A 15891-nucleotide genomic window follows, 5' to 3' on the forward strand; every position below is an offset into this window, starting at 1 on the left:
CAGAAGTCTGTTCGAGTGTTTTTATGGCGTCCTTAATAGGCTGCTTTTTGTCATCGGGAATCTTTCATGCGTTTTAGCCAATTTTTAGCCGTGGGCTGTCTGTCTTTTTTCAGCCTGGCCAGTCATGCCGAAATCCTCACCGGTCTTTATCAGGTGCTCGAGCCAGTCACCACCCAGTCACCTGATGAGCGCACCCAGGCTACGCAAAAGGCCCTGGAAACCCTGGTGTTGCGTCTGACCGGAGATGCCGCGGCGATTAAGAGTCCGGCGCTGGAGGCGATTCGCAAAGATCCGCAGCAAATCATCAGTCGCTACGGCTATGACGCCGGCCCGCCGCAAAGCCTGCAAGTGGACTTCGATCCGGTGAGTACCGATCGTGCGTTGCATCAGGCCGGGCTGTCGCTGTGGGGCAGTAATCGCCCTGCGCTGCTGGGCTGGTGGCTGAACGACTCGGTCGAAGGTTCGAGCCTGGTGGGGGACGGTCAGTCAGTGGCCGAGCCGTTGCGTCGTGCCGCGCAGCATCGGGGTTTGCCATTGCGCTTGCCGTTGGCGGATTTGAGTGAACAGCTTGTGGGTACGGCTGAAAATCTTGAGGGCAGCAATCCTGCGCCTTTAAAAGACGCTTCCGAGCGTTATGGTGCGGACGCATTGCTGGCGGTGCATGCTCGTGAAGATGACGGGCAGTGGAGCGCCAAATGGCGTTTGTGGGTAGGTGATCAGCAGGAGCAGGGCAGCGCTCAGGTTCCTGATCAGGCAGCGCTGGCCGATGCCGTGATGCTTGCGGTCAGCCAGCGTCTGGCGCCGCGCTATGCGGTCAAGCCCGGGGTTTCTTCCGAGCAGTTGCTCGAAGTGCAAGGCATGACGTTGCAGCGTTATGCGCAGCTGGGGCATTTGCTTGAGCCTTTTGGTGCGCAACTCAAGAGCGTTGACGGTGATCGTGTTGTGTACCTGGTAAACGGCAGCGCCGAGCAGTTGCGTTCGCAATTGGGGCTGGCGCAGTTGCAGGAAGTACCGGCGGGGCAAGTGCCTGTTGCGGCTGATGGGGGGCAGGCGTCAAGTGTTGCCTCAGGCCCTGCGGCGCAGTTGCGGTTTCGCTGGTAGGTTGATGTCTTCTTTATATAAGGATGGGGTGGCTCATGGCTGATTCGCGACGGTGGGTGTGGTGGGGCGTGGCGTTGGGATTCGCCCTGTTCGTGTATTTCCTGCATCCGATACTCACGCCTTTTCTGGTCGCCATCGTCCTGGCCTATATGTTCGACCCTGTGGTCGATCGACTGGAAAGGTTCGGACTTTCAAGAACCTGGGGTGTGGTTGCGGTCTTTACCGTGTTCACTGTCATTTTGATGACATTGCTGCTGGTACTGGTGCCGCTGCTGGCCAAGCAACTGTTGAAGCTCTATCAGTTGGCACCGCAGATCCTCGACTGGCTGCAGCACACGGCTATGCCGTGGGTGCAAGCCAAGTTCGGCTTGAGTGATAGTTTCTGGAAGTTCGACAAGATCAAGGCGGCGATCACCGAGCATATGGGGCAGGCCACTGACATTGTCGGAATCGTCCTGTCCAAGGCCACGGCTTCCAGTCTGGCGCTGATCGGCTTTTTGGCCAATCTGGTGTTGATTCCGGTGGTGGCGTTCTACCTGTTGCGTGATTGGAACATCATGATGGCCAAGATTCGCGGTCTGTTGCCGCGGGCTCGGGCAGATCAGATCGTATCACTGGCCAAAGAGTGCCACGACGTGCTCGGCGCGTTTGTGCGCGGTCAGTTGCTGGTGATGCTGGCGCTGGGGGTGATCTACTCGGCGGGCCTGATGCTGGTCGGCCTCGAGCTGGGGTTGTTGATCGGCTTGATGGCGGGTATAGCGGCCATCGTGCCGTATATGGGCTTTATTGTCGGCATCGGTGCGGCGTTGGTTGCCGGGTTATTCCAGTTTGGCGGGGATCTGTACCCGATGCTCGGCATCGTGGCGGTGTTTATGATCGGCCAAGCCCTGGAGGGCACCGTGCTTACCCCGCTGCTGGTGGGTGACAAAATCGGTATGCACCCGGTGGCGGTGATCTTTGCGATTCTGGCTGGCGGTGAGCTGTTCGGTTTTACCGGTGTATTGCTGGCCTTGCCGGTAGCGGCCGTGATCATGGTGCTGGTGCGCCATGTGCAGGATTTGTATAAGGATTCCCAGGTCTATAAAGGCAGTGAGGATCCGCAGTTGTAGAGGGTGGGTTGTGAAGCGGCGGGGTTGTCGCGAGGCGGCCCGGCCTTCTTTGTGCGTTCGAGGCGGCTCGCAGGCGCCAGAAAAAGCCCAATCAATCCAAGACCTTAACGCAAACCTTTGATTTTGCTCGTGGTCTGTTACATTGTGTGCCCGGCGACACGGGTATAAACTTTTCAAACCTTACACAGAGGCCACTAACGGTTCGCTTGAACTGTTCAGTCAGCATGAAACCGATTCAGCTGCCCCTAGGTGTGCGTCTGCGTGATGACGCTACCTTCATAAACTACTATCCAGGCGCCAATGCCGCTGCACTCGGCTATGTCGAACGTCTGTGCGAAGCCGACGCCGGCTGGACAGAAAGCCTGATTTACCTGTGGGGCAAACATGGCGTAGGGCGTACGCACCTGCTGCAGGCCGCTTGCCTGCGCTTTGAGCAGATGGGCGAACCGGCGGTTTACCTGCCGCTGGCCGAGTTGCTGGATCGCGGCATAGAAATCCTCGATAACCTTGAGCAGTACGAGCTGGTTTGCCTGGATGACCTGCAGGCGGTGGCCGGGCGTGCTGATTGGGAAGAGGCGCTGTTCCATCTGTTCAACCGGCTGCGTGACAGCGGCCGGCGCCTGTTGATTGCAGCCTCCACCTCGCCTCGAGAATTGCCGATCAAACTGGCAGACCTCAAGTCCCGCCTGACCATGGCGCTGGTTTTCCAGATGCGCCCCCTGTCCGATGAGGACAAGCTGCGGGCTTTGCAGTTGCGTGCTTCACGCCGTGGCCTGCACCTGACTGACGAAGTCGGGCATTTCATTCTCACGCGCGGTACCCGCAGCATGAGTGCCTTGTTTGATTTGCTCGAGCGGCTCGATCAAGCGTCCTTGCAGGCGCAGCGCAAGCTGACCATTCCCTTCCTGAAAGAAACCCTTGGCTGGTAGCTCAGCCCTTCAAACATAAGGGTTGTAGCCGGTTTTGACAGTTTCCAGGCGCCAAAAATCCTGCGCGGCCAAAGGGCTGTGGGCGCAAAATCTGTCGTCAGGGGTGTAAAGCCTTAGATGTCACGACGAAACCATCAAGTCACATTTAGATCGATTGAATTTGCAAATGAGGATCATAGAAGGCATAGTCGCGGCTACTTTTTCTAATAAGCCACGGTCGTGCCCATGCTAAAGCGCTTCGCACCCCTCGTGCCCCTCGCACTCGTTACCCTGTTGTTTGGTTGTGCTGCTCACACGCCAGTGTCGCAGCAAGTCGTCCAGGCTCAGGTTCAAAAGTCATCTTCGGTCTCGCAAACTTCCGCTCTTTATCAGGAAGAACTGGCAACCGAAAAAGAACTGGCTGAGTTTTCTGCCAACAGCAAGCCTTATGAATTGCCAGCTCTGGCTGACAGCATTCTAGAGCGCGGTATGTCCTTGATCGGTACCCGTTACCGTTTTGGTGGCACCTCCGAGGCAGGCTTCGATTGCAGCGGCTTTATCGGTTATCTGTTCAAGGAAGAGGCGGGCATGCAATTGCCGCGCTCAACCCGCGAAATGATCAACGTAAAAGCACCGCTGGTCGCACGGAATAATTTGAAACCGGGTGATTTGCTGTTCTTCAGCACCAATGGTCGTGGCCGTGTGAGCCATGCCGGGATTTACCTGGGTGATGACCAGTTTATTCACTCCAGCAGCCGCCGCAGCGGTGGTGTGCGGATTGATAACCTGGGTGACAGCTACTGGAGCAAGACCTTTATTGAGGCCAAGCGCGCCCTGGCGATGGCCCCTGCGAGCGTCGTAGCCCGCAAGTAAAGTTAATGTGTTACTTGAAGTTCTGCAGCTAAGAGCTAGAATTAAGTCGCAATGTTAAATTTCTGAAGCCGCGAAGGTGCCCCCTCTCGCGGCTTTGGGGTTCGCGGCCTGAGTTGCCGTATCCAGAATCAGGAACATTCTGTTTATGTCGATCATGGCCCGCGTTGCTCTCCTCACTTTAGCAGCACTGCTCAGTGCCTGCGCCAGCCGCACCCCGCCAGCCCCCGTGGCACAAAAGCCGGTTGTGTTTATCACTCATCCCGAAGAAACCTCGCCGGTTGCCGCAGATGTGCTTTTTCGCGCCCTTGGTCTGGTAGGTACGCCTTATCGCTGGGGCGGCAATACCCCGGATTCGGGGTTTGATTGCAGTGGCCTGATCAAGTACGTGTACAACGACGCCGCGGGTATTTCGTTGCCGCGCACTACGCGCGAGATGATCGTGATGCGTGCGCAGAGCATCGGCCAGGACAAGCTGCAAACCGGTGACCTGCTGTTCTTTGCAACCAATGGTGGCTCCCAGGTCAGTCACGCCGGGATCTACGTAGGCGAAGGGCGCTTTGTCCATGCGCCGGCCACGGGCGGTACGGTCAAGCTGGACAGCCTGAACAAGGCCTACTGGCAGAGGGCTTATCTGAATGCCAAGCGCGTGTTGCCGACCGAGCAGCATTTGGCACGTTTGCCCTAAAGCCCCTCAGCCCAGCCCTCTCCCTCCGGGGAGGGCTAGGGTGAGGGCGGCTCTTGATTAGAAAGCCTATTTTCCCGACACCCGCCAAACCTTGTTGCCTACATCATCGGCCACCAACAAGTCACCTTGCTTGTCGATCACCACGCCCACTGGCCGGCCCATGGCTTTTTCGTCGGCGTTAAGAAAGCCGGTCAGCACATCGATCGGCATGCCCTCCGGTTTGCCGCCGGCAAAAGGCACGAAAATCACTTTGTAACCACTGTGGGGTTTGCGGTTCCAGGAGCCGTGCTGGCCGATAAAGGCACCCTGGGTAAAGCCGGGTAAATGGCTGCCTTCGGCAAACGTCAGCCCCAAAGACGCCGTGTGTGGCCCAACGGCGTAATCCGGGGCAATGGCCTTGGCCACCAGTTCAGGGTTTTGCGGGTTGACCCGCACATCCACATGCTGGCCGTAGTAGCTGTAGGGCCAGCCATAGAAGCCGCCATCCTGGACTGATGTGATGTAGTCGGGCACCAGGTCACTGCCGATTTCGTCACGCTCATTAACTGCTGTCCAGAGCTTGCCGGAGGTGGGCTCCCAGTCCATGCCATTAGGGTTGCGCAGGCCCGACGCAAAAATGCGGTGGCTGCCGGTGGCCCGGTCGACTTCCCAGATCGCGGCGCGACCTTGCTCCTTGTCCATGCCATTTTCGCCCACATTGCTGTTGGATCCGACGGTCACATATAACTTGGTGCCGTCCTTGCTGGCGATCACGTTTTTGGTCCAATGGTGGTTCAGAGGCCCGCCGGGTAAGTCCACCACCTTGACCGGTTTGGCGCTGATGCTGTTTTCACCGGCTTGATAGGGGAAGCGCAACAGCTTGTCGGCATCTGCCACATACAGATCGTTACCCACCAGCGTCATGCCAAAGGGAGAGTTCAGGTTCTCGATAAACACGGTGCTGGTTTCGGCGACGCCATCGTGGTCCGCGTCGCGCAACAGGGTAATCCGGTTTGCACTTGGCACTCCGGCCCCGGCGCGGGACATGACCTTGTCTGCGATCCAGCCCTTGATGCCCTTGCTGTCATCCGGCTTGGGCGGCGAATTGGATTCGGCCACCAGCACGTCGCCGTTGGGCAGTACATAGAGCCAGCGCGGGTGGTCGAGGTTCTGGGCGAAAGCGGCGACGTGCAAGCCGTGGGCAGCCACTGGAGTGGCATTATCGGGCCAGCCGATGGCGGGGGCGATATTGACCGTCGGAATCAGGGTTTTATTGGGTTCGGGAAGCTTGGGTGATGGGCCGGTTCCCTCACTGACTTGCAGGGTCGAGCTTTCGCCGCAAGCGACCAATCCTGCGGCAAGAACAATAACAACGGCGTGCTGGCGCTTGAGCATGTGGTTCTCCATAAGATCTTGTCTGGTAGTAGAGAAGCGTAGCTGTTTAAAGGTTCAGCCCGGGCGCCGGATAAAGCCTTTAGGCGCCGGCTTTAATTGACGCTCCACCCCCAACCCTCTAACCTTCGCGGCTTGTTTCAGGTGCTCTGTGGCCATGGGTCGACAGAGTGAAACAGGGAAGCCGGTGAGGGCGTGTTGGACCTACACAACCGCCACGATCCCGGCGCTGCCCCCGCAACGGTAAACGAGTCAAAGCCACGCTCAGTGCCACTGTGTTTTTTGCACGGGAAGGCGCGTGGACAAGGGTGCACCCTACAGGGCCGCCCGCTTGTGAGCCCGGAGACCGGCCTGATCCATCCACCACTCTCGCGGCGGGCGATGCAGTGTGTTTTTTTAATTTCCCCCGCCTCCCGTTTGCATCATCGAACCCAACGGAGAGTTGCCATGAATGAATCCCCCGAACGCGACGAACGCCATCAGGCGCGCATGCTGCGCAAAAAAGCGGTTATGGACGAGCGCATTGCCAGCTCGCCCAATGAATGCGGACTGCTGCTGGTATTGACCGGCAATGGCAAAGGCAAGAGCAGTTCTGCGTTTGGCATGCTGGCCCGCGCCATGGGCCACGGCATGCAGTGCGGCGTGGTGCAGTTCATCAAGGGGCGCAACAGCACCGGTGAGGAGATTTTCTTCCGCCGTTTTCCCGAGCAGGTGCGCTACCACGTGATGGGTGAAGGCTTTACCTGGGAAACCCAGGACCGCCAGCGCGATATCGCCGCCGCCGAAGCCGCGTGGGAAGTGTCCCGCGAGATGCTGCGCGATCCGTCCATTGGGTTGGTGGTGCTCGATGAGCTGAATATCGCGCTCAAGCACGGCTACCTCGATCTGGAACAGGTGCTCGCCGACCTGCAAGCCCGTCCGCCCATGCAGCATGTGCTGGTCACCGGCCGTGGCGCCAAACCTGAATTGATTGATCTGGCTGATACCGTGACTGAGATGGCGGTGGTCAAACACGCTTTCCAGGCCGGGATCAAAGCCCAGAAAGGCATCGAATTGTGAGTGTTGAAGTATGAGAGCGTCACGTCATTGCCCGGCGGTGCTGATCGCCGCGCCGGCTTCCGGTCAGGGCAAGACCACGGTTACAGCGGCTTTGGCCCGGTTGCATCGCAATCAGGGGCGCAAGGTGCGGGTATTCAAGTGCGGCCCGGATTTTCTCGACCCCATGATCCTGGAGCGCGCCAGCGGTGCGCCGGTGTATCAGGTGGATTTGTGGATGGTGGGCGCCGAGGAAAGCCGTCGCCTGCTGTGGGAAGCCGCCGGTGAGGCGGACCTGATTTTGATTGAAGGTGTGATGGGGCTGTTTGACGGCACGCCTTCCAGCGCCGATCTGGCACGGCATTTTGGCGTGCCGGTGTTGGGGGTGATTGATGGCACTGCCATGGCCCAAACCTTTGGTGCGCTGGCCCTTGGTTTGGCGCGCTATCAGCCGGATCTGCCGTTTGCCGGGGTGCTGGCCAATCGAGTTGGCACCGTACGCCATGCACAGTTGCTCGAAGGCAGCCTGACCGAAGGCTTGCGCTGGTACGGCGCGCTGTCCCGCGAAACCGGCATCGAACTGCCAAGCCGTCATCTGGGACTGGTGCAGGCCAGCGAGCTGAATGATCTGGATGCGCGCCTGGATGCGGCGGCCAATGCCCTGGCCAGCACCTGTGAGGTAGCGCTGCCACCGCCGGTTGAATTCGCTGCGCCTGAGCCGGTGGCCGTCGAGCCGCTGCTGGCAGGTGTGCGAATTGCCGTGGCTCGCGACGAAGCTTTTGCCTTCACTTATGGCGCCAGCCTCGCGTTATTACGTGATATGGGCGCCGAGCTGGTGTTTTTCTCACCGATCCGTGACAGTCAGCTGCCTGAAGCAGACAGCCTGTATTTGCCCGGTGGTTACCCTGAACTGCATCACCTTGAGCTGTCGCGCAACGTGCCGATGCTCACGGCGATTCGCGCACACCACAGGGCCGGTAAACCGCTGCTGGCCGAGTGCGGTGGCATGCTTTACCTGCTCGATGCCCTGACCGATGTCGAGGGCCAGCGCGCCGAACTGGTTGGCTTGCTGGCAGGGGAGGCGACGATGCAAAAGCGCCTGGCTGCCCTGGCGCTGCAAGCTGTGGACATGCCTGAAGGGCTGTTGCGCGGCCACACCTACCACCACTCGCTGACCAGTACCGAACTTGAGCCTGTTGCTCGCGGCCTGAGCCCCAATGGCGGGCGCGGCGCCGAAGCGGTGTATCGCGAAGGGCGAATGACCGCTTCTTATGTACACTTTTACTTCCCGTCCAATCCTCAGGCCATTGCCGCGTTGTTTGCGCCATGTGCCGTGAAGGTGCCATGAGCGATAACGCATTCAGCCCGCAAGAACGCGCCGCCGTGTACCGCGCCATCGCCGAGCGTCGTGATATGCGCCACTTCAGTGGTGGCACTGTGGCACCCGAGTTGTTGTCGCGTTTGCTGGAAGCGGCGCATCAAGCCCCGAGCGTGGGCTTGATGCAGCCGTGGCGGTTTATCCGCATCACTGACCGCGAGCTGCGCGGCAAGATCCAGGGTCTGGTGGAAGAAGAGCGGGTACGCACCGCGGATGCCCTGGGCCAGCGCTCCGATGAATTCATGACGCTCAAGGTCGAAGGTATCAACGATTGCGCCGAGGTGCTGGTGGCTGCGTTGATGGATGACCGCGAAAAGCACATTTTTGGTCGCCGTACGCTGCCGGAAATGGACATGGCGTCCTTGTCCTGTGCCATTCAAAACCTGTGGCTGGCGGCCCGGGTCGAAGGGCTGGGGATGGGCTGGGTGTCATTGTTCGAACCGCAGGCACTGGCTGATCTGCTGGGGTTGCCTGCCGGGGCCAAGCCGCTCGCTGTACTGTGCCTGGGCCCGGTCGAGGCGTTTTATCCGGCGCCGATGCTGGTCCTGGAAGGGTGGGCGCAAGCGCGTCCGCTCAGTGAACTGGTGTACGAGAATTATTGGGGAGTGAGTCCATGAGTGTGGCGTTGCTGTGCGTTGCCGGGGTGGCGCTGGATGCGTTGCTCGGCGAGCCCAAACGCTGGCATCCGCTGGTTGCCTTTGGCCGTATGGCCGAGCGTATTGAGCAGCGTTTCAATTCCGGCGGCCGTGGCTGGCGCAGTCATGGTGTTACGGCCTGGGTACTGGCAGTGCTGCCGCTGACGATCCTGGCCACGGCCCTGTCCTGGCTGCCTTATATTGGCTGGCTGGTGGACATTGTGGCGCTGTATTGCGCACTGGGCATGCGCAGCCTCGGTGAGCACGTACAACCAGTAGCCGAGGCATTGCGCGCCAATAACCTGGATGAGGCGCGGACGCGGGTGGGTTATCTGGTCAGCCGTCAGACCAGTGAGCTGGATTCTACCGAAGTGGCCCGCGCCGCCACCGAGTCGGTGCTGGAAAACGGCAGCGATGCGGTATTTGCCGCGATTTTCTGGTTTGTGGTCGCGGGTGCGCCAGGGGTGGTGCTCTATCGTTTGAGTAATACCCTGGATGCCATGTGGGGCTATCGCAACGAACGCTTTGAGCGTTTTGGCTGGGCTGCGGCGCGGATCGACGATGTTCTTAACTATATTCCTGCAAGGTTGGTTGCGTTGACCTATGCCGCTTTGGGTAAAACCCGACTGGGCCTGAAGAGCTGGCGCAAGCAGGCACCGCTGTGGGACAGCCCCAATGCCGGCCCGGTCATGGCTGCTGGTGCCGGAGCGCTGGGTGTTGAGTTGGGTGGCCCGGCGATTTATCACGGCGAACTGCATGAGCGCCCGCAATTGGGCGAAGGTGCACCGGCAGACGCCGAGTCGATCGGCCGTGGCTGGCAACTGGTGCAGCGTGGCGTATGGCTGTGGCTGCTGATCCTGTGTGTCTGGAGTGAATTCTATGCTTGAGCACGGTGGGCGTTTGCGCAAGGCGGCGTTGCACTACGGCATTGCCGAGGCGGACTGGCTGGACCTGTCCACCGGCCTGGCGCCCTGGCCCTTTGCTATCCCCCAGGTGCCCGAACGCGCCTGGGCGCGCTTGCCTGAGGCCGATGACGGCCTTGAGCAAGCGGCCTGCGCCTATTACGGCGCGCCGCATGTGCTGGCGGTACCGGGTTCACAGTGTGCCATTCAGTTGCTGCCGCGTTTGCGCCGTAGCGGCAAGGTTGGCGTGCTGTCGCCGTGTTACGCCGAGCATGCCCATGCGTGGCGGCGCAGCGGGCATATCGTGCGGGAAATCATGGAGCAGGAAATCGACTTCTACATCGACACACTGGATGTGCTGGTGGTGGTCAACCCCAACAATCCCACGGGCTTGAGTCTGACCCCGGAACGCCTGCTGGAGTGGCATGCGCGGCTGATGCAGCGCGGCGGCTGGCTGGTGGTGGACGAAGCCTTTATGGACAACACGCCGCAACTGAGCCTGGCCGCGCATACCCAGCGTACCGGGTTGATCGTATTGCGCTCTTTCGGCAAGTTTTTTGGCCTGGCGGGCGTTCGGCTGGGTTTTGTGCTGGCTGAACTCAAGTTACTCAAGTTGCTGGCCGAGCAAGTCGGTCCCTGGGCGGTCAGCGGCCCGACGCGGATTGTCGGCCAGGCCTGCCTGCTCGACTCCGAGGCCCAAGCTCGTCAGCGCGAACGCAGCGAACTGGCCAGCGGGCGTCTGGAACGTCTGTTGGGCTTGCATGATCTGCCGCCGCAAGGGGGCTGTGCGCTGTTCCAGTGGTTGATCACCTCCCATGCCGATAGCCTTTACGAGTTTATGGCGCACCGCGGCATTTTGCTGCGCCTGTTTACCCACAACAGCAGCGTGCGTTTTGGCCTGCCAGCCGAAGAAGCTGACTGGCTGCGCCTGGAGCAGGCTCTGGCGGCGTACACCAAGGAATCCTTATGAGCACGTTGATGGTGCAGGGCACCACGTCCGATGCCGGTAAAAGCACCCTGGTGACGGCCCTGTGCCGCTGGCTGACCCGTCAGGGCGTGGCGGTGGTGCCGTTCAAACCACAAAATATGGCGCTCAACAGTGCCGTGACGGCCGAAGGCGGTGAAATCGGTCGCGCCCAGGCAGTACAGGCGCAGGCAGCCGGGCTGGCACCGCACACGGACATGAACCCGGTGCTGCTCAAGCCCAATAGCGACACCGGAGCCCAGGTAATCATTCATGGTCGTGCTGTCACCAGCATGAATGCCGTGGCGTATCACGATTACAAGGCCATCGCCATGCAGGCCGTTCTGGCCTCGCACCAGCGTTTGAGTGCGGCGTACCCGGTGGTGATGGTAGAAGGCGCCGGTTCGCCGGCCGAGATCAATCTACGGGCCGGTGATATCGCCAACATGGGCTTTGCCGAGGCGGTGGACTGCCCGGTGGTGCTGATCGCCGATATCAATCGTGGTGGCGTGTTTGCTCATCTGGTCGGTACTCTGGAATTGCTCTCGGACACCGAGCAGGCGCGGGTCAAGGGCTTTATCATCAACCGCTTTCGCGGCGATATTGCGCTGCTCCAGCCCGGCCTCGACTGGCTGGAGCAGCGCACCGGCAAACCGGTGATCGGTGTGCTGCCCTATGTTATGGACTTGCACCTCGAGGCCGAAGACGGCATCGACCAGCGCCAGACCGACAAGGCCGACCAGGTGCTCAAGGTGGTGGTGCCGGTGCTGCCGCGCATCAGCAACCACACCGACTTCGACCCGCTGCGCCTGCACCCGCAAGTGGACTTGCAGTTTGTCGGGCCGGGGCAGCCTATCCCGCCTGCCGACCTGATCATCCTGCCCGGTTCCAAAAGCGTGCGCAGTGATCTGGCCTATTTACGCGCCAATGGCTGGGACACGGTCATCAGCCGTCACTTGCGCTATGGCGGCAAGCTGCTGGGCATTTGCGGCGGTTTGCAGATGCTTGGTGAGCAGGTGCACGACCCGCTGGGCCTTGAAGGCACTGCGGGCAGCAGTGCCGGGCTGGGCTTGCTGGCATTCAGTACCGAACTGGCTGCCGAAAAACAGTTACGCAATGTGCGCGGGCATCTGGCCCTGGAAAACGCCGAGGTCATGGGTTACGAAATCCACGCGGGCGTGACGACGGGGGCTGCTCTGGAGCAACCGGCAGTGCATCTGGATGACGGACGCCGTGAGGGTGCACAAAGCGCGGACGGGCAGATTCTCGGTACTTACCTGCATGGCCTGTTCGAATCCCCTGCCGCTTGCAGCGCGTTGTTGCGCTGGGCCGGTTTGCAGGATGTGCAGGCCGTGGACTACCACGCCCTGCGCGAGCGGGATATCGAGCGGCTGGCGGATCTGGTGGAAAACCACCTGGATACGGCGTACTTGCGCGAACTGTGCGGAATTTGAATCGTGTGGGAGCGAGCCTGCTCGCGAACAATGCCACTTCGCGAGCAGGCTCTCTGCCACAGTGGACTTGCCGCATTTCCAGAGGTTATTTGACATGCTGCAACTGATTTTGGGTGGCGCCCGTTCGGGCAAGAGCCGTCTGGCTGAAAAGCTCGCGGCCGAGTCTGGCTGTGCTGTTACCTATATCGCCACCAGCCAGCCGCTGGACGGCGAGATGAATGAGCGCGTGCGTCATCATCGCGAACGCCGCCCTGAACATTGGGCGCTGATTGAAGAACCGATCGAATTGGCCCGCGTACTGCGCGACAACGCGCGCGCCGATGCTTGCCTGCTGGTTGATTGCCTGACGCTATGGCTGACCAATCTGCTGATGCTTGAAGACCTTCAGCGCCTGAACGCCGAGCGTGATGTGCTGCTGGAATGCCTGGCTGAGCTGCCGGGCGAAATCCTGTTTGTCAGCAACGAAACCGGAATGGGTGTCGTACCGCTGGGCGAATTGACTCGCCGCTATGTCGATGAAGCCGGTTGGTTGCATCAAGCCCTGGCCGAGCGCTGTCAGCGAGTCGTGTTGACAGTGGCTGGCCTGCCCCTGACGTTGAAAGGAACTGCACTATGAGCACCCCCTGGTGGCTGAAGCCCTGCAAACCCGTTGATCGTGACATGCAAGCTGCTGCGGGCGAGCATCAGCAACAACTGACCAAACCCGCGGGCTCGCTAGGTCAACTTGAGGCGCTGGCAGTGCAACTGGCCGGGTTGCAAGGGCGGCTCAAGCCCCGTGTCGATCAACTTTGGATCGGCATTTTCGCCGGCGATCACGGCGTGGTTGCCGAGGGTGTCTCGGCTTATCCGCAGGCGGTGACCGGGCAAATGCTGCATAACTTTGTCAGCGGCGGCGCGGCGATCAGCGTGTTGGCCCGTCAGTTGGGTGCGCAACTGGATGTCGTGGACCTGGGTACGGTCACGCCGATGCTGGAGCTGGCCGGGGTGCGGCACCTGCAGTTGGGTGCGGGTACGGCCAATTTCGTCCAGGCCCCGGCGATGTCTGACAGCCAAGGTTTGAGAGCCCTGCAGGCCGGGCGCGACAGCGTGCTGCGGGCGCAGGCGGCAGGCAGTGAAGTGTTTATTGGCGGTGAAATGGGCATCGGTAACACGGCGTCCGCGAGTGCGGTGGCCAGTGCGTTGCTCGCTTGTCCGGCTTCGCTGTTGACCGGGCCGGGTACTGGCCTGGATGCGGCGGGAGTGAGCCACAAGGCACGGGTGATTGAGCGGGCGCTGGCGTTTCACGAGGGGCATCTCGATGATCCGCTGCAGACCCTGTTTCGTCTGGGTGGCTTTGAAATTGCAGCCCTGGTCGGTGCTTATGTGGCCTGCGCTCAGGAGGGGATTGTAGCGGTGGTCGATGGCTTTATCTGCACCGTTGCGGCCATGGTCGCCGTGCGCCTGAATCCACAGTGTCGTGAGTGGCTGGTGTTCAGCCACCGCGGGGCAGAGCAGGGCCATCGTCATGTGCTCGAGAGCCTGCAGGCCGAGCCACTGCTTGATCTGGGATTGCGCCTGGGCGAGGGCAGTGGTGCTGCGCTGGCGGTGCCGTTGATGCGCCTGGCCTGCGACCTGCACGGGCAGATGGCGACGTTTGCCCAAGCCGCAGTGGCAGATCGCCCGGCATGACCGTACAGCTGGATTTGCTGCGTCATGGCGAAACCGAGCTGGGAGGCGGTTTGCGCGGCAGCCTGGACGACGCCTTGACGGCTCTGGGCTGGACGCAAATGCGTGATGCGGTCCAGGGCAAAGGGCCGTGGGATCGTATCGTCAGCTCGCCGTTGCAGCGTTGTGCATTGTTTGCCCGGGAGTTGAGCGTGCAGCTCGATATTCCCGTGTCTTTCGACAAAGATCTGCAAGAGCTGCATTTTGGTGCGTGGGAAGGGCGCAGTGCTGCGGCGCTGATGGAAACCGACGAGCAGGCCCTGGGCTTGTTCTGGGCTGACCCCTATGCTTTTACTCCGCCCGAGGGTGAGCCAGTGCTGGCGTTTTCGGCGCGGGTGTTGGCTGCCGTCAGCCGTTTGCAGCAACAGTTCGCCGGTGAGCGTTTGCTGGTGGTTTGCCATGGTGGGGTAATGAAACTGTTGCTGGCCCGGGCTCGTGGCTTGCCCCGTGAGCATCTGTTGCAAGTGCCTGTGGGCCACGGCGCGCTCATTGGTTTGCGGGTCGGTGCGGATGATCAGTTGCTCGAGGTTGGCGAGTGATGTTGCCGTTCTGGATTGCCTTGCAGTTTTTAAGCAGCTTGCCGATTCGCTTGCCCGGGATGCCCCAGCCTCAAGAACTGGGGCGCTCTTTGTTGTTTTACCCGCTGGTGGGATTGTTGTTCGGCCTGCTGCTGTACGGCGTTAGCGGGCTGCTGTCCGATGCGCCGTTGATGTTGCACGCCGCCTTGTTGCTGACCCTTTGGGTGTTGCTCAGTGGCGGTTTGCACCTGGACGGCCTGGCTGACAGTGCAGATGCCTGGTTAGGCGGTTTTGGTGATCGTGAGCGTACGCTGACCATCATGAAAGACCCGCGCAGCGGGCCGATTGCGGTGGTTGTGCTGGTGCTGGTGCTGTTGCTCAAGTTTTGTGCGCTGCTGGCGTTGCTGGAGCAGGGCAACGGTACTGCCTTGCTGATTGTCCCTTTGATCGGGCGCAGTGCTTTGCTGGCAGTATTCCTGACTACGCCCTATGTGCGCGCGGGTGGCTTGGGGCAGGCGCTGGCTGATCATCTGCCACGCAGGGCAGGCTGGTGGGTGCTGGGGCTTAGTGCCCTGGTTTGTGTACTGTTGGCCGGTTATTCGGGGTGGTGGGCGCTTAGCCTGGCAGCACTGGGGTTCGTTTGGTTGCGCAGGGTGATGATCCGTCGTTTGGGCGGCACTACTGGTGACACTGCCGGGGCGCTGCTGGAATTGCTCGAAGTGCTGGTGCTGGTAGGATTGGCGCTGATCTGACGGTGCACGTGCCCGCTCCCACAAAAAACCGGGCGGGTGGCGTTACATAAATCTTGATTGTCTTTTATTGCGGGTATATACATACAAAATGTTACCAACCCAGTGTTTATGTACCAATCTGCGACGTGCTGCACGTGGCGTGAGCAGGCATTACGACGGCGCTCTCGATGGCTTCGGGATCAACGTCGCCCAGTATTCCTTGCTGTGCAATCTCAAGCGGCTCGATCAACCGAGCATTTCCACCCTGGCAGAAGCCATGGGGCTGGATCGCAGTACCTTGGGGCGTAATGTGCGGGTGCTTGAGGGCGCCGGGTTGCTGAAGATGACTGAGGGCGCAGACCAGCGTAACCGGCTGGTGTGCCTGACTCGGGCAGGTGAGGACTGCCTTGCGGCTGCCTTGCCGGCCTGGGAGGCCGCCCAGCAGCGCTTGATGGACCGTTTGGGCGAAACCAGGCGTGCGCAGCTGTTGCAACTGTTGGATGAGCTGGCGGGTAAAGACTGA

Annotated in this window: 17 protein-coding genes and 1 riboswitch; of the genes, 16 read left to right on the forward strand and 1 reads right to left on the reverse strand. The window is 60.5% G+C overall.

The window, feature by feature from the left end:
• Positions 1–66 precede the first annotated feature (66 nt).
• The 5 genes from FHL07_RS05370 (at position 67) to FHL07_RS05390 (ending at position 4676) form a co-directional block, all read left to right on the forward strand.
• Complete coding sequence (locus tag FHL07_RS05370; RefSeq protein WP_138738178.1) at positions 67–1101, forward strand: DUF2066 domain-containing protein; 1035 nt, start codon at positions 67–69, stop codon at positions 1099–1101.
• A 35-nt stretch (positions 1102–1136) separates the two neighbouring features.
• Positions 1137–2210, forward strand: a complete 1074-nt coding sequence (locus FHL07_RS05375; RefSeq protein ID WP_095003079.1) for an AI-2E family transporter — start codon at positions 1137–1139, stop codon at positions 2208–2210.
• A 224-nt stretch (positions 2211–2434) separates the two neighbouring features.
• Positions 2435–3139, forward strand: a complete 705-nt coding sequence (gene hda / locus FHL07_RS05380) for a DnaA regulatory inactivator Hda (RefSeq protein WP_016779862.1) — start codon at positions 2435–2437, stop codon at positions 3137–3139.
• Between the two features lie 225 nt (positions 3140–3364).
• Positions 3365–3991, forward strand: coding sequence for a C40 family peptidase (locus FHL07_RS05385; protein ID WP_095003080.1), 627 nt, complete (start codon positions 3365–3367; stop codon positions 3989–3991).
• Between the two features lie 145 nt (positions 3992–4136).
• Positions 4137–4676 (forward strand): C40 family peptidase, encoded by a 540-nt coding sequence (locus FHL07_RS05390; RefSeq protein ID WP_095019425.1) that lies wholly within the window; start codon positions 4137–4139, stop codon positions 4674–4676.
• A 66-nt stretch (positions 4677–4742) separates the two neighbouring features.
• On the opposite strand, the gene FHL07_RS05395 is transcribed toward FHL07_RS05390, so the two are convergent.
• On the reverse strand, positions 4743–6050 hold the full coding sequence (locus FHL07_RS05395; protein WP_138738179.1) for a PQQ-dependent sugar dehydrogenase: 1308 nt from the start codon (positions 6048–6050) through the stop codon (positions 4743–4745).
• A gap of 122 nt (positions 6051–6172) precedes the next feature.
• A riboswitch (cobalamin riboswitch) is annotated at positions 6173–6416 on the forward strand.
• A gap of 78 nt (positions 6417–6494) precedes the next feature.
• On the opposite strand from FHL07_RS05395, the gene cobO reads away from it, so the two are divergent.
• The 11 genes from cobO to FHL07_RS05450 all read left to right on the forward strand — a co-directional run bounded on the left by cobO (position 6495) and on the right by FHL07_RS05450 (position 15891).
• Positions 6495–7106, forward strand: a complete 612-nt coding sequence (gene cobO / locus FHL07_RS05400; RefSeq protein ID WP_095003083.1) for a cob(I)yrinic acid a,c-diamide adenosyltransferase — start codon at positions 6495–6497, stop codon at positions 7104–7106.
• Between the two features lie 10 nt (positions 7107–7116).
• Complete coding sequence (locus tag FHL07_RS05405; RefSeq protein WP_095024308.1) at positions 7117–8430, forward strand: cobyrinate a,c-diamide synthase; 1314 nt, start codon at positions 7117–7119, stop codon at positions 8428–8430.
• Positions 8427–9077, forward strand: a complete 651-nt coding sequence (gene bluB / locus FHL07_RS05410; protein ID WP_095003085.1) for a 5,6-dimethylbenzimidazole synthase — start codon at positions 8427–8429, stop codon at positions 9075–9077. Before FHL07_RS05405 ends, bluB begins: the two co-directional genes overlap by 4 nt.
• Positions 9074–9982, forward strand: coding sequence for an adenosylcobinamide-phosphate synthase CbiB (gene cbiB, locus FHL07_RS05415; RefSeq protein WP_138738180.1), 909 nt, complete (start codon positions 9074–9076; stop codon positions 9980–9982). Before bluB ends, cbiB begins: the two co-directional genes overlap by 4 nt.
• The gene (cobD, locus tag FHL07_RS05420) at positions 9975–10967 is read left to right on the forward strand and encodes a threonine-phosphate decarboxylase CobD (protein WP_095003087.1); all 993 of its coding nucleotides are present in this window, start codon (positions 9975–9977) and stop codon (positions 10965–10967) included. The genes cbiB and cobD overlap by 8 nt, the downstream gene beginning before the upstream one ends.
• Positions 10964–12415 (forward strand): cobyric acid synthase, encoded by a 1452-nt coding sequence (locus FHL07_RS05425; RefSeq protein ID WP_095019428.1) that lies wholly within the window; start codon positions 10964–10966, stop codon positions 12413–12415. Before cobD ends, FHL07_RS05425 begins: the two co-directional genes overlap by 4 nt.
• A 94-nt stretch (positions 12416–12509) precedes the next feature.
• Positions 12510–13031 carry a bifunctional adenosylcobinamide kinase/adenosylcobinamide-phosphate guanylyltransferase gene (gene cobU / locus FHL07_RS05430; RefSeq protein WP_130871937.1) on the forward strand — a complete coding sequence of 174 codons (522 nt, stop codon included), beginning with the start codon at positions 12510–12512 and terminating at the stop codon, positions 13029–13031.
• Positions 13028–14083: a nicotinate-nucleotide--dimethylbenzimidazole phosphoribosyltransferase gene (cobT, locus tag FHL07_RS05435; RefSeq protein ID WP_095003090.1), complete on the forward strand. Its 1056-nt coding sequence runs from the start codon at positions 13028–13030 to the stop codon at positions 14081–14083. Before cobU ends, cobT begins: the two co-directional genes overlap by 4 nt.
• The gene (cobC, locus tag FHL07_RS05440) at positions 14080–14658 is read left to right on the forward strand and encodes an alpha-ribazole phosphatase family protein (protein WP_095019430.1); all 579 of its coding nucleotides are present in this window, start codon (positions 14080–14082) and stop codon (positions 14656–14658) included. The genes cobT and cobC overlap by 4 nt, the downstream gene beginning before the upstream one ends.
• On the forward strand, positions 14658–15389 hold the full coding sequence (locus FHL07_RS05445; protein WP_095019431.1) for an adenosylcobinamide-GDP ribazoletransferase: 732 nt from the start codon (positions 14658–14660) through the stop codon (positions 15387–15389). The genes cobC and FHL07_RS05445 overlap by 1 nt, the downstream gene beginning before the upstream one ends.
• 88 nt (positions 15390–15477) lie before the next feature.
• On the forward strand, positions 15478–15891 hold the full coding sequence (locus tag FHL07_RS05450; RefSeq protein ID WP_095003093.1) for a MarR family winged helix-turn-helix transcriptional regulator: 414 nt from the start codon (positions 15478–15480) through the stop codon (positions 15889–15891).

This window comes from Pseudomonas sp. FSL W7-0098 (assembly GCF_005930585.1).
Classification (GTDB): Bacteria; Pseudomonadota; Gammaproteobacteria; order Pseudomonadales; family Pseudomonadaceae; genus Aquipseudomonas; species Aquipseudomonas bubulae.

Bases quoted from the DNA above. Each gene is read 5' to 3' on its own strand.
- FHL07_RS05370 (WP_138738178.1), top strand. From the start codon at position 67: ATGCGTTTTAGCCAATTTTTAGCCGTGGGCTGTCTGTCTTTTTTCAGC.
- FHL07_RS05375 (WP_095003079.1), top strand. From the start codon at position 1,137: ATGGCTGATTCGCGACGGTGGGTGTGGTGGGGCGTGGCGTTGGGATTC.
- hda (WP_016779862.1), top strand. From the start codon at position 2,435: ATGAAACCGATTCAGCTGCCCCTAGGTGTGCGTCTGCGTGATGACGCT.
- FHL07_RS05385 (WP_095003080.1), top strand. From the start codon at position 3,365: ATGCTAAAGCGCTTCGCACCCCTCGTGCCCCTCGCACTCGTTACCCTG.
- FHL07_RS05390 (WP_095019425.1), top strand. From the start codon at position 4,137: ATGTCGATCATGGCCCGCGTTGCTCTCCTCACTTTAGCAGCACTGCTC.
- FHL07_RS05395 (WP_138738179.1), bottom strand. From the start codon at position 6,050: ATGCTCAAGCGCCAGCACGCCGTTGTTATTGTTCTTGCCGCAGGATTG.
- cobO (WP_095003083.1), top strand. From the start codon at position 6,495: ATGAATGAATCCCCCGAACGCGACGAACGCCATCAGGCGCGCATGCTG.
- FHL07_RS05405 (WP_095024308.1), top strand. From the start codon at position 7,117: ATGAGAGCGTCACGTCATTGCCCGGCGGTGCTGATCGCCGCGCCGGCT.
- bluB (WP_095003085.1), top strand. From the start codon at position 8,427: ATGAGCGATAACGCATTCAGCCCGCAAGAACGCGCCGCCGTGTACCGC.
- cbiB (WP_138738180.1), top strand. From the start codon at position 9,074: ATGAGTGTGGCGTTGCTGTGCGTTGCCGGGGTGGCGCTGGATGCGTTG.
- cobD (WP_095003087.1), top strand. From the start codon at position 9,975: ATGCTTGAGCACGGTGGGCGTTTGCGCAAGGCGGCGTTGCACTACGGC.
- FHL07_RS05425 (WP_095019428.1), top strand. From the start codon at position 10,964: ATGAGCACGTTGATGGTGCAGGGCACCACGTCCGATGCCGGTAAAAGC.
- cobU (WP_130871937.1), top strand. From the start codon at position 12,510: ATGCTGCAACTGATTTTGGGTGGCGCCCGTTCGGGCAAGAGCCGTCTG.
- cobT (WP_095003090.1), top strand. From the start codon at position 13,028: ATGAGCACCCCCTGGTGGCTGAAGCCCTGCAAACCCGTTGATCGTGAC.
- cobC (WP_095019430.1), top strand. From the start codon at position 14,080: ATGACCGTACAGCTGGATTTGCTGCGTCATGGCGAAACCGAGCTGGGA.
- FHL07_RS05445 (WP_095019431.1), top strand. From the start codon at position 14,658: ATGTTGCCGTTCTGGATTGCCTTGCAGTTTTTAAGCAGCTTGCCGATT.
- FHL07_RS05450 (WP_095003093.1), top strand. From the start codon at position 15,478: ATGTTACCAACCCAGTGTTTATGTACCAATCTGCGACGTGCTGCACGT.